Consider the following 19,066-nt stretch of genomic DNA (forward strand, 5'->3'; position numbering starts at 1 on the left):
CCTGCGGCTTACTTCGCGGCCGGGGCGGCCGGCGCGGCGGCGGTGGCGGTGGCCGCCTTCGGCGTCCACGGGACCACCTTGACCGGGGTGCCCGGCGGCAGCATCTGGAGTTTCTGGAAGCCGTCGACCATCACGCGTTCGCCTTCCTTCAGGCCTTCGGTGACGACCCAGTTCTGGCCCTGCTGCGAGGCGATCTTGACGGTGCGCGGGGCCGGCTTGTTGTCGGCGCCGATCACGGTCAGGGTGTCGCCCTGGGCGCCGCCGCGGGTCACGGCCTGCTGCGGCACCAGGATCCCGTTCGGCAGCTCGGCCTGGGCCAGGCGCACGCGCACGTACTGGCCCGGCAGCAGGGCGTTGTCCGCGTTCGGCACGGTGGCGCGCAGGGTCACCTGGCCGGTGCTCGGGTCCACGGTCACGTCCGAGAACAGCAGCTTGCCGCGCACCGGCATCTCGGTGCCGTCGTCCAGCATCACGGTAACCGGCAGGCCGGCGCCCTTGTTGCCGCCGCCCGCCTGCTTGCGCAGGCGCTGCAGCTCGCTGGCCGACTGGGTGATGTTCAGGTACATCGGGTTGGTCTGCTGGATCAGCGCCATTTCGGTGGCTTCGGCGGCGGACACCAGCGCGCCTTCGGTCACCAGGGCGCGGCCGATGCGGCCCGAGATCGGCGCATAGACGTTGGAGTAGCCGAGGTTGATCTGCGAGACGCGCAGCTGGGCCTTGGCGGCGGCCACTTCGGCTTCGGCGGTCTTCTGGGCGGCGACGGCGTTGGTGTATTCCTGTTCGCTGATGGCCTTGGCTTCGGCCAGCGGCTGGTAGCGCCTGGCCTGGGCCGCGGCCTGGGTCAGGGTGGCCTGGGCGCGCGCCAGCGCCGCCTGGCTGCTGTTAAGCTGGGCCTGGTACGGGGCGGGATCGATCTGGAACAGCGACTGGCCTTGCTTGACTTCGCTACCCTCGGTGAACAGGCGCTTCAGGACCACGCCGTTGACGCGGGCGCGCACCTGGGCGGTGCGGACGGGCTCGGCGCGTGCCGGCAGTTCGGTCTGCAGGGCGACCGGTTCGAATTTGGTGGTGATGACGCCGACTTCCGGAGCCGGCATCTGGCCGCCCGGGCCGCCGGCGCCGGGTGCGGCGCCGTCCTTCTTGCCGCAGGCGGACAGCAGCACCAGGGCCGCCAGGGTGCCGGCGGCGATCCGGGTCATGGACAGGGAAGAGGAGTTGGCAGAGCGCATTAATGCTTCCTTCTAGGTAGTGAACAGGATGATGACTCACTCACAGAACAACAATCTCTCTTGTGACCGGTATCATCGCTGGCTTTTGCAGTTAGTTTTATATACTATCACGATTGTATGTAAATTGTTTTCGGCATCCCCGACTTTCGTATAGGCGTTCAAAAATGGCCCGTCGTACCAAGGAAGAAGCAGCCGCGACCCGCGACAGTATTCTAGACGCAGCAGAAATATTGTTCGCGAAACAAGGCGTTTCCAGGACAACGTTGCAGCATATAGCAAGCGCGGCGGGCGTGACGCGCGGGGCGATCTATTGGCATTTCCTGGACAAGGGCGCCTTGTTCAACGCCATGATGGACCGCGGCAAGTTCCCGATCGAAGAGGCGATGCAGGTGCTGGAGCAGCGCGAGATCAGCGACCCGCTACAGTGCCTGCGCGACGAGATGATGACGGTGCTGCGCATCGTGGCCGAGGACGAGAAGGCGCGCCGCGTGTTCGAGATCGCGACCCTGAAGACCGAATTCGTGGACGAGGTCGACGCGGTGCGCGCGCGCCGCCGCGAGTCGATCGGCATGTGGAAAGAGAAGATGGAAGGCCACCTGAAGCGGGCCAAGGACAAGGGCATGCTGCGGCCCGAGGTCGGCACGCACGAGGCGGCGATGGGCGGCTGGATCATGATCGATGGCCTGATCCGCAACTGGATCTTCGAGCCCACCAGTTTCGACCTGCTGGCACTGGGCGGGCATGTGGTGGATACCTACCTGGCGGGTCTGAAAGCCTGCTAAGCGTTCAAACCACGTTTGCCGGCCCGTGCGCGAAAACGGCGCCGCCAACAATCGACGCGTCGGCGGGAAACCCGCCGACCCTACAACAACGCCGCCCGAAGGCGGCGTTCTCATATGCGCAGAGCGCGTGACGCTTAACGCATCTCTGCAATCATCTTCTTCAGCTTGATCGAGTCGGCCACGAAGGCGCGGATGCCTTCGGCCAGCTTCTCGGTGCCCATCGCGTCTTCGTTCAGCATGAAGCGGAAGGTCTTTTCGTCGATGTCGATCTTGGCGATGTCGGCGTTGGCGTCGTGGGTCAGCTTGCGCTCGACCGGTGCATCGCTGTCGGCCAGCTTCTGCAGCAGGTCCGGCGAGATGGTCAGCAGGTCGCAGCCGCTAAGCTCCAGGATCTGCGAGGTGTTGCGGAAGCTCGCGCCCATGACTTCGGTCTTGTAGCCGAACTTCTGGTAGTACTGGTAGATGCGCTTGACCGACTGCACGCCCGGATCGTCGGCGCCGGTGTACTCGCTGCCGGTCGACTTCTTGTACCAGTCGTAGATGCGGCCCACGAAGGGCGAGATCAGCTGCACGCCGGCTTCGGCGCAGGCCACGGCCTGGCACAGCGAGAACAGCAGGGTCAGGTTGCAGTGGATGCCTTCCTTCTCCAGGATCTCGGCGGCGCGGATGCCTTCCCAGGTCGAGGCGATCTTGATCAGGACGCGCTCGCGCGACACGCCGGCCTTTTCGTACAGGGCGATCAGCTCGCGGCCCTTGGCCACGGTGGCTTCGGTGTCGAAGGACAGGGCGGCATCGATCTCGGTCGAGACGCGGCCCGGCACGTACTTCAGGATCTCGACGCCGAAACCGATCAGGAGGTTGTCGACGATTTCATCGATTTCCGCGTGCGGCGCGTCGGCGATGGCCTTTTCCAGCAGCGGACGGTATTCCGGCTTTTGCACGGCCTTCAGGATCAAGGAAGGGTTGGTGGTCGCATCCTGCGGGGCGTAGGCCTTGATCGACTGGAAGTCGCCGGTGTCGGCGACCACGGTGGTGTATTGCTTGAGCTGTTCGAGTTGGTTCATGGTGGGTCTCGGTGTTGGGTGAGGTGTAACGTGTATTTTAATGCGGGGGCATCGGTTGGGGAACTTTGGTCCCCGCCTGCGCGGGGATGACGATTCGAACGCCGCGGTTGGAAATACTTCGCGTTAGCTCCAGCACGTCATTCCCGCGAAGGCGGGAACCCAAGTTTGCTGGCAAACCGATAACTTGTTCAGCAATCCGTCCCCTCAAGGAAGGCCGCCACCATCCGCTCCAGCCCAACGCGATCCTCTTCCGAGAAGCGATCCAGCTTCGGGCTATCGATATCGAACACGCCAACCAGCTTGTCGCCCTTCATCAGCGGAATCACGATCTCCGACGCCGACGCCGAATCGCAGGCGATATGCCCCGGAAACGCATGCACGTCCGGCACCACGATGGTCTTGCGCTCGACAGCCGTGGCGCCGCACACGCCGCGGCCGAAAGGAATGCGGGCGCAGGCGGGCTTGCCCTGGAAGGGGCCGACCAGCAGGTCCTGGCCGTCGTCTTTTTTCGCCGGCACGGTCAGGTAGAAACCGGCCCAGTTCAGGTCGGCGAGGGTGTCGTACACCAGGGCGGAAAACTGCGCGGCGTTCGCGGTCAGGTCGCGTTCGCCTTCGAGGACGCTGGTGACCTGGCGGACCAGCAGGTCGTAGTCGGGGCGGGTGCTGCGTTCGGGGTTGATGTGCATGGCGGGAGGGCGATGGACTGTCGAAACCCGGTATTTTACACCTGTCGTTTAAGTTGGCTGAGTTGGTACGCCAGCAAACTTGGGTCCCCGCCTTCGCGGGGATGACGTGCCAAGGTAAGTGGCAACATCAAACTCTGTTTCAGCTCGAAGACCGTCATCCCCGCGAAGGCGGGGACCCAAGTTTGCCAACGCAGCGTTAGCCAATAAACGAATCAAACTGCATATCAAACTCTTGCAAGGCCTTCTGCGCATTCTGCATCTTCTTGCGGAATTCGGGTCCGCGGCGCAAGGCCAGCCCCACCGCCAGTACGTCGATGACAACCAGATATGCCAGCCGCGCCGAAATCGGCGTATACGGGTCGATCGCGAACACCAGGTCGATCGGAATGAAGAGCGTCGCCATCTCCGCCAGCGGCGTTCCCGACGGCGCCAGCACGATCACCTCCGCGCCACCCTGGCGCGCCAGCTTGGCCGAGCGCGTCAAGGCAGGGTTGTTGCCGCGCTGAGAGATCGCCACCACCGCATCCCCTTCGCGCAGCAGGGCCGCCGCGATCGAGTGGATGGCCGGATCGGTATAAGACACGGTCGGCACGCCGGAGCGGAAGAACTTGTGCTGCGCATCGGCCGCCACGAAGCCGGACGTCCCCTGTCCGTAGAACTCGATCTTGTTGGCGCGCGACAGGATGTCGAGCGCTTTCTGGATCAGTTCCGGCTTGAGGTTGTTGCGCAGGTCGAGCAGGGTGTTGATCGAGCGGCTGCAGATCTTGTTGATCAGGTCCGCCGCCAAATCATCCTGGGCCGGCTGCTCGTTGGCGCCGGGCAGGGCCAGGGCCAAGCCCTGCGCCAGCTTGAGCTTGAACTCGTGCCAGCCTTCGTAGCCCAGGGTGCGGCAGAAGCGCACCACGGTCGGTTCGGACACCTGCGCGCTCTTGGCCAGCGCCGTGATGTTCTGGCTGACCGTCGCGGACGGGGCGGCGAGCACCGCGAGCGCGACCTTGCGCTCCGACTTGGAGAGCGAATCGAGCTGGGTGCGGATCGAGTCGAGCAGCATGATGGACCTCAGTCTTCGGGCAGGACTTCTTCGCGCCACTGCAGGCCGTCGCGGCCGATCAGGGCGCTCGAGGCGGCGGGGCCCCAGGTGCCGGAGGTATACGGCGCCGGCGCGCTGTCGTCTTCTTCCCAGTGGTCCAGGATCGGCTCGACCCATTCCCAGGCCGCTTCCAGCTCGTCGCCGCGCATGAACAGGGTCAGCTGGCCGCGCAGCACGTCGAGCAGCAGGCGCTCGTAGGCTTCCATGCGCGGGCTGGTGAACTGTTCGCGGAAGTCGAGTTCGAGCTCGGCCTGCTTCAGGCGCATCGAGTCGCCCGGGGTCTTGGCCATCAGGTTCATCGACAGGCCTTCGTCAGGCTGCAGGCGGATCACCAGGCTGTTGGGCTGGAAGCTCGAGGTCGGCTGGTTGAAGATCGAATGCGGAATCTGCTTGAAGCGCACCACGATCTCGGCCAGGCGGTCGGCCATGCGCTTGCCGGTGCGCAGGTAGAAGGGCACGCCGGCCCAGCGCCAGGTGTCGATCTCGGCCTTCATGGCGACAAAAGTCTCGGTGCGCGACTGCTTGGGCGCTTCCGGCTCGTCGCGGTAGCCCGGCACGGCCTGGCCGTCGATGTGGCCGGCGCGGTACTGGCCGCGCACGATGTTCTGGGCCAGGGTGGTCGGGGTGAAGCGCTTGAGCGAGCGCAGCACCTGCAGCTTGGCGTCGCGCACGGCGTCCGGTGCAATCGAGGTCGGCGGCTCCATGGCCACGATGCACAGCAGCTGCAGCAGGTGGTTCTGCAGCATGTCGCGCAGCGCGCCCGAGGTGTCGTAGTAGCCCAGGCGGTTGCCGACGCCGATCTTCTCGGCAATGGTGATCTGCACGTCCGAAATCCATTCGCGGCGCCACAGCGGCTCGAACAGGATGTTCCCGAAGCGCAGGGCCAGCAGGTTCTGCACGGTTTCCTTGCCCAGGTAGTGGTCGATCCGGTAGATCTGCGATTCGGCGAACACCTTGCCCACGTCCAGGTTGATCTGCTTGGCCGAGGCCAGGTCGCGACCGAGCGGCTTTTCCAGCACCACGCGCGAATTCGGCGTGGCCAGGCTGGTGGCGGCCAGGTTGTCGCAGATGGTGGCGAACAGGTGGGGCGGGGTGGCCAGGTAGTAGACGCGGGTCAGCGACTCGTCCTTGCGCAGGGCGTCGACCAGCGGGCCGTAGGTGGACACGTCGGTGGCGTTCAGGGCCACGTAGGTGATGCGCTTGAGGAAGCGCGCCCACTTCTCCGCGTTCGGGGTTTCCTTGATGTGCGGTTTCGAGTTGTTTTCGACGAATTGCAGGAAGGCGTCCTGAGCCATGTCGTCGCGGCCGACGCAGATGATGCGGGCGCTGCTCGGGAGGTCATTGCAGACGTCGCGCGCGTACATCGCGGGGAGCAGCTTGCGCATCGCAAGGTCGCCGCTGCCGCCAAAGAAAACGAGATCGAAATCGGAAAGGGCCATGGTCGGAGTCTGTGCAAAAAGATGGGGGAGAGCTTAATGTAAATTTACTACACAAATATTGGATTTGCAAGAAAATTTACTACGAAACCGCTATGGGAGGATGGCGACTGATGGTGCCATAAGTGGGAGGGGAGGGGCGCTTCCGTATGCGCTCGGCGCAAGGCGCGCGGAGTACTGCCGAGAGTATCGTTAGCCCAAAGACCGTCATTCCCGCCACTGGCGGCAATGGCTCCCGGCGAAGGCCGGGATGACGGTCTTACGGTTAGTGGCGCAAGGATAGGTAAATGGTGTCGGCTGCTCAGCCGCGATACTCCGGCTCCTCGCGCCCTGCCACATCCACCCGCGTACACAGCACCTTCCCGCTCAGCGGATACTCCGCCAGCTCCTGCGCCGACCTCCCATGGCTGGCCGTGGTGATATACATGGTCCGCAAATCCGCCCCGCCGAACGCGATCGAGGTCGGGCAGCGCGCCGGCACGATGATCTCGCGCAGGATCTCGCCCGAGGGCGAAATGCGCAGCACGCGTCCGCCTTCGAACATGGCCACCCAGTAGGCGCCTTCGCTGTCGATCGTCGCCCCATCGGGACGCCCGCCGTAGCCCGGCGCGGATTTGTCGGTCGGGAAGCTGAGCAGGGTGCGCCCGTTGCTCTGGGTCCCGGTCGCCAGGTCGTAGTCGTAGCAATCGATGCGGTGGGTCGTGGTGTCGGCATGGAACATCGTGCGTCCGTCCAGGCTCCAGGCCAGGCCGTTCGAGTTGGTCATGCCGCCGGACCAGGCGCGGCGCAGCTGGCCGTGGTCGAGCACGTACATCTCGGCGGCCGGCTGGTCGCGCGGTTCGTACATGGTGCCGATCCAGAAGCGGCCCGCCGGGTCCACGCGGCCGTCGTTGAAACGCACCTTCGACACGTCGTAGGGCGCGTCCGCGATCGGCGTCTCCGACCCGTCGGTCGTGTTCAGGTGCAGCAGCCCGCGGCGCGTGGCCACGATGAGGTTGTTGTCGCCGTCGATCGCCAGCGCCGACGGTTCCGAGCCCATCTTCCAGGACGAATACTTGCCGCTCGCCGGGTGCACCCGGTTCACCGTCATGCCGTTGATGTCGACCCAGTACAGGGCCGATTCGACCTCGTGCCAGGTCGCCGATTCGCCCACGAGCATGGGCGCATCGTGGAGTACGTCAAATTTTTCCGTTGCCATGTTCTTTGTTCGGTAGGAGTTGGACGCTTAGACGGCGGCCTTGGCGCGTGCGATCAGGCCGTTGGTCGAGCCGTCGTGCTGGGCCGGCTGCGGCTCGCCCGCCAGTTCGGCCTCGATCTTCTTGGCCAGCACCTTGCCCAGTTCAACGCCCCACTGGTCGAAACTGTTGACATCCCAGATCACGCCCTGCACGAAGGTCTTGTGCTCGTAGAGCGCGATCAGCGCACCCAGGGTGGATGGGGTCAGGCGTTCCATCAGGATGGTGTTGCTCGGACGGTTGCCCGGGAAGGTCTTGTGCGCCACCAGGCGCTCGACTTCCTCGGCCGGCAGGCCCTGCTGCCGCAGGTCGGCGCGCACCTCGTCGGCTGTCTTGCCCTTCATAAAGGCTTCCGACTGGGCGAAACAGTTCGCCAGCAGGGCGGTGTGGTGGTGCTCCATCTCGTGGGCCGGACGCAGGGCGGCGATGAAGTCGATCGGGGTCAGGTCGGTGCCCTGGTGCAGCAGCTGGAAATAGGCGTGCTGGCCGTTGGTGCCGCATTCGCCCCAGATCGCCGGGCAGGTGGCGGTGTCGACCGGTTCGCCGTCGCGGGTGACGCGCTTGCCGTTGCTCTCCATGTCGAGCTGCTGCAGGTAGGCCGGGAAGCGGTTCAGGTCCTGGTGGTAGGGCGCGATGGTGACCGATGGGCAGCCCAGGAACTGGCGGTTCCAGAAGCCCACCAGCGCCAGGATCGCCGGCATGTTCTGTTCGAGCGGGGCGGTGCGGAAGTGCTGGTCCATCGCATGCGCGCCGGCCAGGAAGTCGCTGAAGTAGCCGAAGCCGACCGCCAGCGCCACCGGCAGGCCGATCGCCGACCACACCGAATAGCGGCCGCCGACCCAGTCCCAGAACGGGAACATGTTGGCCGGGTCGATACCGAAGGTCTTGATTGCTTCAGTGTTGGTCGACACCGCCACGAAGTGCTTCGCCAGCGCTTCTTCCGTGGCGTGGGCCAGGAACCAGCTGCGCGCGGTCTGCGCGTTCATCATGGTCTCGGCCGTGGTGAAGGTCTTGGAGGCGACGATGAACAGGGTGGTTTCCGGATCGACCTGGCCGAGGGCCGCATCCATGTCGTGGCCGTCGACGTTCGAGACGAAATGCATGCGCAGGCGCGGATGGGCGTAGTGGCGCAGGGCCAGCACGACCATCTTCGGGCCCAGGTCCGAGCCGCCGATGCCGATGTTCACGATGTCGGTGATCGGCTTGCCGGTGTGACCCTTCCATTCGCCGCTGCGCACGGCGTCGCTGAAGGTCTTGATGCGGTCGAGCACGGCGTGCACGTCGGCCGGGATGTCCTGGCCGTCGACCGTCAAGGCGGCGTCGCGCGGGGCGCGCAGGGCGGTGTGCAGGACCGCGCGGTTCTCGGTATTGTTGATGCGTTCGCCCGCGAACATCGCGTCGCGGCGGCCCTCGACACCGCGCTCTTTTGCCAGCTGGACCAGCAGTTCAAGCGTGCGCCCGTCGAGGCGATTTTTTGAATAGTCTAGGAACAGGTCCGCGGCCTCGACCGACAGGCGCTCGAAGCGCTGCGGGTCGGCGGCGAACAGCTCGCGCATCTGCCACAGTTCGGCATCTTCTGCATGTTGATCGAGGGCTTGGAAGCTGGCGGTGCTGGTCAGGGAAGGCTGGCGCATGGGATCGAGGTGCGTGGCACTATTGTCATGATAGATAGGCGAATAATACAGGGAAGCGCCCGTAAATTCACTACATAAAAGTTCGTGCGCGTTCTCTCGTCATCTCCGCGGTCAGGCAAACGAACTGATCAACTTACCCCGTCAAAAGAGGGAAAGGCGGGCGACAAGCGCATAGCACGATTCTGTAGTAAAATTTCAGATACAAAATTTTGGAAGGAACGAACATGGCGCTCCACCCTGTAGTTGAACAGGTTACCAATCGCATCATCCAGCGCAGCAAGTCCTCGCGCTCCGCCTACCTGGCCCACCTCGAAGCCGCGCGCGTGCAGGGCGTGCAGCGCGGCGCGCTGTCGTGCACCAACCTGGCGCACGGTTTCGCCGCTTTCCCCGCCAACGACAAGCTCAAGCTGCGCGAATACAAGCAGCCCTCGGTGGCGATCGTCTCGTCCTACAACGACATGCTGTCGGCGCACCAGCCCTTCGAATATTTCCCGAAAGTGATCAAGGAAGCCGTGCGCGAAGTCGGCGCCGTGGCCCAGTTCGCCAGCGGCGTGCCGGCCATGTGCGACGGCGTGACCCAGGGCCAGCCGGGCATGGAATTGTCGCTGTTCTCGCGCGACGCCATCGCCATGGCCACCGCCGTGGGCATGTCGCACAACATGTTCGACGCCGCCCTCTACCTGGGCATCTGCGACAAGATCGTGCCGGGCCTGCTCATCGGCGCGCTGCACTTCGGCCATATCCCGGGCATCTTCGTGCCGGGCGGGCCGATGACCACCGGCATCTCGAACAAGGAAAAGGCCGCCATCCGCCAGCGCTACGCCAAGGGCGAAGCCACGCGCGAGGAACTGCTCGAAGGGGAATCCGCGTCCTACCACGGCGCCGGCACCTGCACTTTCTACGGCACCGCCAACAGCAACCAGATGCTGATGGAGATGATGGGCCTGCACATGCCGGGCGCCGCCTTCATCACCCCAGGCACCCCGCTGCGCGACGCGCTCACGGCTGCCGCAGCCCAGCACGCGGTGGCGATCTCCCAGCAGGGCGGCAACTACATGCCGATCGGCCGCATCGTGGACGAGAAGAGCATCGTCAACGCCATCGTCGCGCTGCACGCGACCGGCGGCTCGACCAACCACACCCTGCACATCATCGCGATCGCGCGCGCAGCAGGCATCGTGGTTGACTGGAACGACTTCGACGAGCTGTCGAAAGTGGTGCCGTCGCTGACCAGGATCTATCCGAACGGCGAAGCCGACGTGAACCACTTCCAGGCCGCCGGCGGCCCGGGCTTCGTGATCCGCGAACTGCTGGACGCCGGCCTGGCGCACGAGGACGTCAACACCATCCTCGGCCACGGCCTGCGCGCCCACTGCAAGGAACCTTTCCTGGGCGAGGACGGCAAGGCCGTCTGGCGCGACTTGCCGCAGAACAGCGGCGACGAAGCCGTGCTGCGTCCGGCATCGAACCCGTTCAGCAACAACGGCGGCATGGTGCTGGTGCAGGGCAACCTGGGCCGCGCGGTGATGAAGATCTCGGCGGTCAAGGCCGAGTACCACGTGGTCGAGGCCCCGGCCCTGACCTTCGACTCGCAGGACGACTTCATGCACGCCTACCAGGCGGGCAAGCTGAACCGCGACTTCGTGGCCGTGATCCGCTTCCAGGGCCCGCGCGCCAACGGCATGCCGGAACTGCACGCGCTGACCCCGGCGCTGGCGAACCTGCAGGACGCCGGCTTCCACGTGGCGATGGTGACCGACGGCCGCATGTCGGGCGCCTCCGGCAAGGTGCCGGCGGCGATCCACGTCTCGCCCGAGATCCTGGCCGGCGGCCCGCTCGGCCTGGTGCGCGACGGCGACATGATCCGCGTCGACGCCACCAGCGGCACGCTCGACGCCCTGGTGCCGAGCGATGTCTGGGCCGCGCGCAAGATGGCGCACGCCGACCTGTCGAAGAGCCACATCGGCATGGGCCGCGAACTGTTCGCGGTGTTCCGCAACGCCATCAGCGCGGCGGAAGAGGGCGCGGCCACCTTCCCGCTGCCGTCGCCGATTCCCACCACCGTACCCCTGCATGAAGGCGTCGACGCCGGCGAGATCATGCCGGGTTCCGACGAAGACTTTCTCTTTAGGACGCAGAAATGACCTTACTTGACATCATGCGCTCGGCGAGCGTCATCCCGGTGATCGCCATCGACGATCCAGAGCACGCCGTGCCCCTGGCCAAGGCGCTGGTCGCCGGCGGTATCCGCGTGCTGGAAGTGACCTTGCGCACCCAGCACGGCCTGAAGGCGATCCGCGACATGAGCGCGGTCGAAGGCGCCATCGTCGGCGTCGGCACCCTGACCCAGCCGGAAGAATTCGCCGCCGCGCGCGACGCCGGCGCCGTGTTCGGCGTGTCGCCGGGCCTGACCCCGGCCTTGATCGAAGCGGCCAGGACCAGCGGCCTGCCGCTGCTGCCGGGTGTGATGACCCCGTCCGAAGTGATGGCCGCGCGCGAAGCGGGCTTCCGCCAGCTCAAGCTGTTTCCGGCGGTGCCGGCGGGCGGCGTGGGCATGCTGAACGCGATCGGCGGTCCGCTGCCGGACATCACCTTCTGCCCGACCGGCGGCATCTCGATCGAGACCGCGCCGAAGTTCCTGGCCTGTAAGAACGTGGCCTGCGTGGGCGGTTCCTGGCTGACGCCGAAAGACCTGATGAACGCCGGCCAGTGGGACCAGATCACCGAACTGGCCAAGGCGGCCGCGGCGCTGCGTCCGCAGCAGTAAGCGCCTCCGCATGCCGACGCTCGCGCGCCCGCTGAGCGCGGGTGAGATCGGGATGGCGTCGCTGCTGTTCCGCGACGCCATCGATTACCGCCGGGTGCGCGTGCACAACCGGCGGTATTTGCCGTTCCAGCCCAGGAACTGCTGCATGACACCGAACGGCAGCCTGTACTTCCACCACTCCTGCTTTCTTCCCGATTACACGCGCGGCGATCCCGGCGCGATCCACTGGTTCATGCACGAGATGGTGCTGTTATGCTAGTTTGCACACCAAATCGAACCCGTCCTTTGACTTCTGGTGAAAAGGCAATGGCAGCGTTGGTGTTTGGCGGGTCAATCGACTACGAGCGCGTACGTATTCACGCCCGTCGCTACATACCCTTACAGCCGAAGAACTGCTGCATGACGCCTAACGGCAGTATGTACTTTCACCGTTCCTGCTTCCTCCCCGACTACACGCGTGCTGATCCGCCTGTCATGCATTGGTTCATTCATGAAATGGCGCATGTTTGGCAACATCAGCTTGGATATGGGGTGCGCTTTCGGGGTGCTGTGCGTATTGGGCTGTCATACGATTACGAGCTAGCACCGGGTAAGACACTGGCGGACTACAACATGGAAGCGCAAGGCGATTTGCTGGCAGATTACTTCGCACTCAAACACTTGCACATGCCGGTAGCCATGCGCCAGCAACGCTATGCAGGCAGTCTGCCGCTGTACGAAGAAGTATTGGCCGATTTCCTTGCCGATCCCGCCAGCGTGGCGAATCTCCCCCGCGATTGGGGCCGGAGCCTGCTGCACATGAAGCGGTTAGCGAAGGGCAGGGTCCAGTCCGAATAGGCGTTATCATTCTTGGAATCACGTTCACATTCCACAGAATCAGTATGCAAAAATACAATAGTACGTTGTCGATACCGAAGATGGACTGCCCTTCGGAAGAACGACTTATCCGCATGGCGCTTGATGGTAGGGGCGAAGTGGAGTCCCTTTCCTTCGACTTGCAGAATCGTGAACTTCGCGTGGTGCATGGGGGCGACGTTGCACCGCTGGTTAGCCTGCTGGAACCGTTGGGGCTGGGCACGAAAGTAAAGCAGTCCGAACCCTTAGCCGCTACTGCGCAGGGCTTCCGAACCGTGTTCGCTGTCCCGAAGATGGATTGCCCATCTGAAGAACGAATGATCCGCATGGCGTTGGCAGATGTGGAAGGCGTTCAGGCGTTGTCGTTCGACTTGCCTAGGCGTGAGCTAGCTGTAGTTCACCGTGCCAGTGTCGAGCCTATCCTTTCCCGTCTTGTACCGCTGGGGCTGGGTGCTACCGTAGCTGAATCATCCCCAGTAGCTGTAGAAGCTAATGCCAGTGTCGGTGGTGGCGTCGATGATGCGGCAGAAGCGAAGACCCTACGCTTGCTGCTGGCGATTAACGCTGTCATGTTCGTGTTTGAACTGGCGTTGGGCCTGTGGGCGAAGTCGGCAGGATTGGTAGCTGACTCGCTGGATATGTTCGCTGACGCTGCGGTGTACGGGCTTGCCCTGTACGCTGTCGGCAAGGCTGTAGCGATGAAAAAGCGTGCTGCGCACGTGGCTGGCTGGCTTCAGCTTGTGTTGGCCCTTGGGGCGTTGGCTGAAGTTGTTCGCCGGTTCATCGTCGGCAGCGAGCCTGAATCCGGGATGATGATGGGGGTAGCGTTAGTGGCGCTGGTTGCCAATGTCGCGTGCCTTGTACTGATTTCGGGTAAGCGTGAAAGTGGCGTGCACATGAAGGCCAGCTACATCTTCTCGGCCAACGATGTCATTGCGAACATCGGCGTTATCGCCGCTGGTGCGTTGGTAGCGTGGACTGGCTCGCCATACCCAGACCTTGTTATTGGTACGGTGATTGGCGTTGTAGTGCTGAACGGGGCACGCCGGATTTTGAGGCTGGGCTGATCCGTTGCACTGTGCTGATGTTGTAGAAATGATAAGGCCTTTTCGGGTGGCTGATTTTTGCAAAAAATTAAAATCCGGATAAGCCTTTTCCTAAAGCACCCCCCCTCTGTTTCCAGAAATATATGACGGGGCCAGTTCGGAAAGTCCACGCGAGCGAGTGCCCGAGTGAACACCGTATTTTCTTTGAATGAAGGGGGCCTGTTCTGGTAGCCAAATATGGATTGGCCTAGGAAGGCTCAGCAAGACCCACGGAGGGGGGGCTAGGAGGGGCTATCGTGAAGCGGGTAAGGGGTAAGTGACCCCAGCAGGGAAGACGGCTGTAATCGCTTCCTATGGGCTGCTGGGTTTACGCTGCTGCTTTCTCTGTGACGATGCCCAGCACCGTTGCACGGCTTACGCCATAGTCACGGGCAAGGCTGCTGACCGATGCACCGCTAGCGTACGCTGCCTTCATGGCTTCCCGCTGTTCTGGGGTCGTCTTCGGAGTGCGGCCCAGTGTCTTACCCTCTGCCTTAGCACGCTCTAACCCGGCGTGTGTACGCTCCACCAGCAAGTCTCTTTCCATTTCGGCCACAGCGGCTAGCATGGTCATCATCATCTTGCCTGCTGGGCTGGTCAGGTCGAGTTTGCCGAGTTGAAGCACGATGACTTCAATCTTGCGTTCTTTCAGCAGCTTGACGGTTGCGCCTACGTCCTGCGCATCGCGGCCAAGCCTGTCGATCTTAGACACTACCAGCTTTTCACCGTCCCGCATTTGGCCGAGCATCTTAGCGAACTGCGGACGCTGCATTGCCGACACTTTGCCCGACACTCCTTCGTCAGCGTACCAGTAATCGACAGCGTAGCCCTGTCCTTCAATTTCAAGCCGTTGGTTCTCGGTGGTCTGGTCTGATCGGCTGACCCTTCCGTATCCGAACGTTGCCATGTTGTCTTTCCTTCCCTGTTATCAATGGGTGTTAGAATATGCTGATCTGTTAGAAAGTGCAAGCCCTAATTTTCTAACAGGGTCTATTGTTGAGTTAGTGGGGTGTTGGAAATCGGTCGATTGTTGGCACTGCCAACTTTGCAACTCTGCTGGATTGCCTGCCCTTCGCTAGCTGGGCATCTGCTTCGGTATAGCTGACCATCGGCGGGGCAGGGTGCGCTTCTACGTACCCGGCAAACTGAAAGGTATGCTCTAGGTCGTGTTTGATCGCTAGCACGCTCTTGTGAATGCCCTTGCTGCCCAAGTAGGCTTGAATCTCGACCGGGTTGTAGCCACGGTCTACGCACGTTTCGTAGTGCGCCCCAAGGTAGGCGAATGCCGATGGGATTAGGTTCGTTACGTTCATATCGTTTCCTTCGTTCGTTGTCGTGTTTGGTTCCGGCGCTTCCACGGCCTGCGCTTCGCTTACCTGTTCGGCTGGCTGGGCTTCTGCCTTCGGTGCCCGGTCGCGGGTGCTGTAGTAGATGCGTTTCATGCTGTCGTCTTTCTGATCCTTCTTGAAAAGGTAAGAAATGCGAATCAGGGCGTCTTCCAGCTTCGGGCCGCTCTTGCTGACGTAGGCGTACAGCGGCATCTTCCCCAGCTTGTTCCCGCCTACGCGGTGCATATCGTTCTGGGGTTCGGCAATGTGTACCTTGACGCCGAAGCGCCTTAGCATCGTCTTCAATGGGCCGTCTTCGGCTGGGTTAAGCCAGTGGTCTACCTTGCCGTACTCGGCTTCCACCAGCACCATGAAGTGAAAGTGCAACCCCTTGTCTTCGCTGACTTCCCAGCAGCCTTTCCCGGTGCATGGAATGTTGTTATCGCGTAGCAGTCGGGCGATACCGTCAGCAGCCTTGTTGTAGGCTTTCGGGTCGGTGGAGCCTTTCAGGATGAAGTGATAAAGCCTTGTCTTTTTATATTTACATTCAAGGATCATCTTCTTCGCTGCCCTGTAACGTGCTGGGCTGTGCATCCCACCCCTTGCTAGGGTGACGCTGGTTTCTACTTTCTTGGTCATGCTGGTTCCTTTGCTGTTCGTTACTGCCCAGCAGGTCTACCAGCGGGGTATAACTTGGTTATCTACTTTAGTTACTTACATAAAGCACGGCCGATCTGGGCAAGATCGGTACGTATAAGCCCTTTAAAATCAAGGACTTACATAGGAAGTTAACTTTCTATTGATTTACCGTCAAAGACGGTGCTATCATAGCGAAAAGAAGCGTGTCCGCAGAAACCATAATTGATCGAGTTCGACTGTTCGTTCAGCTTGCAATTGTTCAGTTGTGGAGTTGACGCTACGGACACGCTAAACGCATTAAAACGCGCTAGACGCGATTTGATGAGCTTGGGTACGCCTACCCCTTACCTTTGCTCTACGGACGCTTCTAGGGGCCTTAAAAGCCTTCCTATGGGCTTTTACTTCTTGTTGCTGGGCTGCCTCCCATACTTCGCCATTAGTTCGGCCAGCTTTGCTGAGCTTACCCGGCTGCTTTGCTTGCCAACGATCTTTTCCGGCTTCTTGCTGGTGCTGGCAATCGGAAGTGCGTACGTTACCTTTAGCGCCTTCATTGTGCGGCTTTCCGTAGAGCGGCTAGGGCTGCTTCAGCGGCTGCGATTGCGGCTGCTGCTTCGGCCTTCTTGGCTGCGGCTGCTTGGTCTTCTAGCAACTGCTTGGCTGCTGCTGCAACGCGCTTGTCGAACTCCCGCTGTTCTTCGGCCTGCGCCTGCTGGATGGTCTCGGTTGCGCCTTTAATGGCGTGTTCCTCGGGCGTTCCAAGAATCATGTGCAGGAAGGCTAGCCCGGTGCTGGGGAAGACTTCGGCGTGGCGGTCGGGATTGTAAATATAGCCGTTGCGGGCTAGCACAACCGACTGTTGGAAGACGGTCGAGGCTAGGCCGGAAAGGGTAACTTCACGCGGTAGCTGTCCAAGAACAAGCACGGTTGGTGCTGGGCTAACTGGCTCGATGTCGGTTGTAATGGTTGCTGCTGGTGCTGCTTTTACTGCTTTCGTAGTCATGTTGACTCCTTTATATCAAATGTTGTTATTGCGAATGAACGAAGCCAAATTTTGGCGTGTCCAGACTCGCCCAGCCGGGGTAGTCAGGTTCTTCGCGTTTAGCTTTGCTGCAACTTCACGAAGCGTGATAGTGCGGCGGTGAAGCTTGATCGTCGTTGTGACAGCTTCGTAGTATTCGGGCAGGCGCAGCTTGGCCGCAAAGCCCGGTGGAGCTTTGTAAGCGTCCATGGTCGTACCTCCTGTTAGGGAAAGCGTGTTTATCGGATGGGATTGCCGTCACCAAGAATGCAGACTGCGGAAAAGACGGTGCCTGCGGCGGTGAACGGGTAAAGTATAGCACAGATGTGTCCGCCTGTCAAGACCTGTTGCCATGAGGGCAATAGTCATGCAGATCGGCTGCGGAATTATGACATCCCAGGACATATAAAGACACACTATCTTCGTAGTGCGGGTCGGGCGGGAATGGCCGCAATTTCCACGTATTTATTTAAAAGGGAACGCGGCCATTTTCTAAACTAGAACGGCTATTGGCTGTTGATGCCAGTGGTTATCACAGTCAGTACCCATCCCTTACATCGTGGCCTTCGCTTTCAAACTCGGCGTCTGGTTCCTCGTATGCGTTGCGGTCCACAACAAAATAAGGTGTGAATGTTCCTTCTTGTCTTTGAATTACACCGCTTAACTCGGAATTTCCGGGCTGGTAATAATAGCCCGTTCCATGGTCTACAATTTCAAACACTGGCTCACCGTCTTTGAACACGCGATACCGATTTTCAGCCGTGTCAATATCGACCTGTACCGTTAGCCGTTTAAGAATACTATTAGCCCTTGACCGTCCGGGGAATGAATGTAAGTCGAGCTTGGCAAAGAATTCTTCCTTGTCAATAATCTGGTCTGCTGCAAGGTCAGACGTTAATGTTTGTTCCTGCTTCACCAGAGCCTCTATAACGGCTTCCGTTTCGATAACTAGGTCCAGCACTGTCAAAGATCGTTTGGCGGCGTAATCACGCTTAAAATCGGCCAGCTTCGCACGCTCTGCGACTAGCTGCCCGGTAACTACTTCCAACTTGGTGTTAATTGCGTTGGCGCTGCTTTTCACCAAAGCTAGAACATTTAGTTTTGCTAATATCTGCTTGAACACTTGTTCGGTTCTAGCTACCGCAATACTTCCGGCTGTACATTTACCCTTTTTAGCGTTATAGCATCGCATCCATCGTGCGGGGCTTTCGCCTTCCTTCGGCTTCCTGCCGTTGCCGTAAGAGTGCAGGGGGCTTCCACATAGAGCACAGCGGGCGATTCCCTGCCATATCTGGTAGTCTGGTGTCTGCTTGCGGGCCTTGGCTGCGTCCCGGCTTGTTACAGCGGCTCTAGCTCGCTCGAAGGTATCCCGGTCAATGATCGCGGGATAATAGTTCGGGTTCGGTTCCCCGCGTGGCACTCGTTTGCCGTTTTCGTCTTTTGTGTGCGGCTGGTAGATTCCTAGTACAGCTTTGTTGTTTAATATCTGATTAATGGTGCTGGCTCCCCAGCCTTCTTTCGTCTTGAATGCTGGAATACCTTCTTCATTAAGGATGCGGGCAATCATGTTACGCCCATAACCGTCAAGCGTGAGTTGGAATATCCGCTTAACTATGTGTTGCAAGTCATTGCGGATAAAGCCGGTTGGTTTCTTGTCGGTGCCGTTGGTGTATTCAAGGTCTAGCCATGCGGGCTTAGTCTTGCCAAGTGGGACGCCTTCAAGTGCCTGTTCCTGTTTCTGCTGCCAGCGAGCCGATACACGCTCTGCTTTCCATTTCGATTCCCGGTGACTCCTGCTCATTTCAAGGATAGATTGAAACAAGTCCATTTCGTCATAATTACGCGAATAGGTCTTGTTACTGTGCAGGGTGTGGATATTAACGCCGGCATTTAATATATCCATAAACCGGGGTAACGATGTGCGCACATGCTCCCGGCTGAGTCGGTCCAGCGATTCGATAATAAGAGTTGAGCCGGGCGGAATGCTTCCGTCCTTTACGTTGGACAGGAAGCGGGATAATTCGGTGTCGTCATCGCGTAGCTTGCCGGAATAGCCAGATATGCCCTTATCGAAGTACATATAGTCGGCGTCTGACACTAGCTCAAGGTCGTTTGCCTTGCAGTAAGCGAGGGTATCCCGTAGCTGGCGTTCGTAGCTGTCGCCCTTGGCCTGCTGGGGGTCAGAATAACGGATGTATGAGTAAGCTTTGTTCATGGT

At 61.0% G+C, this 19,066-nt stretch carries 18 protein-coding genes; 6 read left to right on the top strand and 12 right to left on the bottom strand.

Annotated elements, in window-relative coordinates; genetic code table 11:
• Positions 1 to 8 precede the first annotated feature (8 nt).
• Positions 9 to 1,229 carry an efflux RND transporter periplasmic adaptor subunit gene (locus tag KBW98_RS02740; RefSeq protein ID WP_211518557.1) on the bottom strand — a complete coding sequence of 407 codons (1,221 nt, stop codon included), beginning with the start codon at positions 1,227 to 1,229 and terminating at the stop codon, positions 9 to 11.
• Positions 1,230 to 1,393: 164 nt separating this feature from the next.
• Here KBW98_RS02740 and KBW98_RS02745 point away from each other — a divergent pair, with 164 nt between their 5' ends.
• Positions 1,394 to 2,011 (top strand): TetR family transcriptional regulator, encoded by a 618-nt coding sequence (locus KBW98_RS02745; protein WP_211518558.1) that lies wholly within the window; start codon positions 1,394 to 1,396, stop codon positions 2,009 to 2,011.
• Positions 2,012 to 2,145: 134 nt separating this feature from the next.
• Here KBW98_RS02745 and tal read toward each other — a convergent pair whose 3' ends face one another.
• The 6 genes from tal to pgi form a co-directional block, all read right to left on the bottom strand.
• Positions 2,146 to 3,075, bottom strand: coding sequence for a transaldolase (tal, locus tag KBW98_RS02750; RefSeq protein ID WP_211518559.1), 930 nt, complete (start codon positions 3,073 to 3,075; stop codon positions 2,146 to 2,148).
• Between the two features lie 188 nt (positions 3,076 to 3,263).
• Positions 3,264 to 3,761 (bottom strand): GAF domain-containing protein, encoded by a 498-nt coding sequence (locus KBW98_RS02755; RefSeq protein ID WP_211518560.1) that lies wholly within the window; start codon positions 3,759 to 3,761, stop codon positions 3,264 to 3,266.
• A gap of 196 nt (positions 3,762 to 3,957) precedes the next feature.
• Entirely contained in the window at positions 3,958 to 4,812 is an 855-nt protein-coding gene (locus KBW98_RS02760; protein WP_211518561.1) for an SIS domain-containing protein, read from the bottom strand.
• Between the two features lie 8 nt (positions 4,813 to 4,820).
• Positions 4,821 to 6,290: a glucose-6-phosphate dehydrogenase gene (gene zwf, locus KBW98_RS02765; RefSeq protein ID WP_211518562.1), complete on the bottom strand. Its 1,470-nt coding sequence runs from the start codon at positions 6,288 to 6,290 to the stop codon at positions 4,821 to 4,823.
• Between the two features lie 298 nt (positions 6,291 to 6,588).
• Positions 6,589 to 7,446: an SMP-30/gluconolactonase/LRE family protein gene (locus tag KBW98_RS02770; RefSeq protein WP_211518563.1), complete on the bottom strand. Its 858-nt coding sequence runs from the start codon at positions 7,444 to 7,446 to the stop codon at positions 6,589 to 6,591.
• A gap of 66 nt (positions 7,447 to 7,512) precedes the next feature.
• A complete protein-coding gene (gene pgi, locus KBW98_RS02775; protein ID WP_211518564.1) occupies positions 7,513 to 9,156 on the bottom strand; it encodes a glucose-6-phosphate isomerase in 1,644 nt (547 codons plus the stop codon).
• A 224-nt stretch (positions 9,157 to 9,380) separates the two neighbouring features.
• Here pgi and edd point away from each other — a divergent pair, with 224 nt between their 5' ends.
• Genes edd through KBW98_RS02800 form a run of 5 tightly spaced genes read left to right on the top strand, consistent with a single transcriptional unit; the run spans position 9,381 to position 13,845 of the window.
• Positions 9,381 to 11,300 (top strand): phosphogluconate dehydratase, encoded by a 1,920-nt coding sequence (gene edd, locus KBW98_RS02780; protein WP_211518565.1) that lies wholly within the window; start codon positions 9,381 to 9,383, stop codon positions 11,298 to 11,300.
• Positions 11,297 to 11,923 carry a bifunctional 4-hydroxy-2-oxoglutarate aldolase/2-dehydro-3-deoxy-phosphogluconate aldolase gene (gene eda, locus KBW98_RS02785; protein ID WP_211518566.1) on the top strand — a complete coding sequence of 209 codons (627 nt, stop codon included), beginning with the start codon at positions 11,297 to 11,299 and terminating at the stop codon, positions 11,921 to 11,923. The genes edd and eda overlap by 4 nt, the downstream gene beginning before the upstream one ends.
• 10 nt (positions 11,924 to 11,933) lie before the next feature.
• The gene (locus KBW98_RS02790) at positions 11,934 to 12,182 is read left to right on the top strand and encodes a hypothetical protein (RefSeq protein ID WP_211518567.1); all 249 of its coding nucleotides are present in this window, start codon (positions 11,934 to 11,936) and stop codon (positions 12,180 to 12,182) included.
• Between the two features lie 47 nt (positions 12,183 to 12,229).
• Positions 12,230 to 12,760 carry a Rhs element Vgr protein gene (locus KBW98_RS02795; RefSeq protein WP_229428943.1) on the top strand — a complete coding sequence of 177 codons (531 nt, stop codon included), beginning with the start codon at positions 12,230 to 12,232 and terminating at the stop codon, positions 12,758 to 12,760.
• Positions 12,761 to 12,804: 44 nt separating this feature from the next.
• Positions 12,805 to 13,845 (top strand): cation transporter, encoded by a 1,041-nt coding sequence (locus KBW98_RS02800; protein ID WP_229428944.1) that lies wholly within the window; start codon positions 12,805 to 12,807, stop codon positions 13,843 to 13,845.
• A 346-nt stretch (positions 13,846 to 14,191) separates the two neighbouring features.
• Here the strand turns inward: KBW98_RS02800 and KBW98_RS02805 are convergent, their stop codons facing one another.
• From KBW98_RS02805 to KBW98_RS02825, 5 genes are all read right to left on the bottom strand, one after another.
• Complete coding sequence (locus tag KBW98_RS02805; protein WP_211518569.1) at positions 14,192 to 14,770, bottom strand: recombinase family protein; 579 nt, start codon at positions 14,768 to 14,770, stop codon at positions 14,192 to 14,194.
• A gap of 94 nt (positions 14,771 to 14,864) precedes the next feature.
• Complete coding sequence (locus KBW98_RS02810; protein ID WP_211518570.1) at positions 14,865 to 15,830, bottom strand: hypothetical protein; 966 nt, start codon at positions 15,828 to 15,830, stop codon at positions 14,865 to 14,867.
• 547 nt (positions 15,831 to 16,377) lie between these two features.
• Entirely contained in the window at positions 16,378 to 16,830 is a 453-nt protein-coding gene (locus tag KBW98_RS02815) for a hypothetical protein (RefSeq protein WP_211518571.1), read from the bottom strand.
• A 15-nt stretch (positions 16,831 to 16,845) separates the two neighbouring features.
• Positions 16,846 to 17,058 carry a hypothetical protein gene (locus tag KBW98_RS02820; protein WP_211518572.1) on the bottom strand — a complete coding sequence of 71 codons (213 nt, stop codon included), beginning with the start codon at positions 17,056 to 17,058 and terminating at the stop codon, positions 16,846 to 16,848.
• Between the two features lie 328 nt (positions 17,059 to 17,386).
• The gene (locus tag KBW98_RS02825; protein ID WP_211518573.1) at positions 17,387 to 19,063 is read right to left on the bottom strand and encodes a recombinase family protein; all 1,677 of its coding nucleotides are present in this window, start codon (positions 19,061 to 19,063) and stop codon (positions 17,387 to 17,389) included.
• Positions 19,064 to 19,066 lie beyond the last annotated feature (3 nt).

The organism is Massilia sp. ST3 (genome assembly GCF_018119405.1).
Classification (GTDB): domain Bacteria; phylum Pseudomonadota; class Gammaproteobacteria; order Burkholderiales; family Burkholderiaceae_D; genus Telluria.

Coding starts and splice junctions, on each gene's coding strand:
- KBW98_RS02820 (WP_211518572.1), bottom strand. CDS start 17,058: ATGGACGCTTACAAAGCTCCACCGGGCTTTGCGGCCAAGCTGCGCCTG.
- KBW98_RS02815 (WP_211518571.1), bottom strand. CDS start 16,830: ATGACTACGAAAGCAGTAAAAGCAGCACCAGCAGCAACCATTACAACC.
- KBW98_RS02745 (WP_211518558.1), top strand. CDS start 1,394: ATGGCCCGTCGTACCAAGGAAGAAGCAGCCGCGACCCGCGACAGTATT.
- KBW98_RS02825 (WP_211518573.1), bottom strand. CDS start 19,063: ATGAACAAAGCTTACTCATACATCCGTTATTCTGACCCCCAGCAGGCC.
- KBW98_RS02800 (WP_229428944.1), top strand. CDS start 12,805: ATGCAAAAATACAATAGTACGTTGTCGATACCGAAGATGGACTGCCCT.
- KBW98_RS02740 (WP_211518557.1), bottom strand. CDS start 1,229: ATGCGCTCTGCCAACTCCTCTTCCCTGTCCATGACCCGGATCGCCGCC.
- KBW98_RS02795 (WP_229428943.1), top strand. CDS start 12,230: ATGGCAGCGTTGGTGTTTGGCGGGTCAATCGACTACGAGCGCGTACGT.
- KBW98_RS02810 (WP_211518570.1), bottom strand. CDS start 15,830: ATGACCAAGAAAGTAGAAACCAGCGTCACCCTAGCAAGGGGTGGGATG.
- KBW98_RS02755 (WP_211518560.1), bottom strand. CDS start 3,761: ATGCACATCAACCCCGAACGCAGCACCCGCCCCGACTACGACCTGCTG.
- KBW98_RS02790 (WP_211518567.1), top strand. CDS start 11,934: ATGCCGACGCTCGCGCGCCCGCTGAGCGCGGGTGAGATCGGGATGGCG.
- KBW98_RS02805 (WP_211518569.1), bottom strand. CDS start 14,770: ATGGCAACGTTCGGATACGGAAGGGTCAGCCGATCAGACCAGACCACC.
- KBW98_RS02760 (WP_211518561.1), bottom strand. CDS start 4,812: ATGCTGCTCGACTCGATCCGCACCCAGCTCGATTCGCTCTCCAAGTCG.
- KBW98_RS02770 (WP_211518563.1), bottom strand. CDS start 7,446: ATGCTCGTGGGCGAATCGGCGACCTGGCACGAGGTCGAATCGGCCCTG.
- pgi (WP_211518564.1), bottom strand. CDS start 9,156: ATGCGCCAGCCTTCCCTGACCAGCACCGCCAGCTTCCAAGCCCTCGAT.
- eda (WP_211518566.1), top strand. CDS start 11,297: ATGACCTTACTTGACATCATGCGCTCGGCGAGCGTCATCCCGGTGATC.
- tal (WP_211518559.1), bottom strand. CDS start 3,075: ATGAACCAACTCGAACAGCTCAAGCAATACACCACCGTGGTCGCCGAC.
- edd (WP_211518565.1), top strand. CDS start 9,381: ATGGCGCTCCACCCTGTAGTTGAACAGGTTACCAATCGCATCATCCAG.
- zwf (WP_211518562.1), bottom strand. CDS start 6,290: ATGGCCCTTTCCGATTTCGATCTCGTTTTCTTTGGCGGCAGCGGCGAC.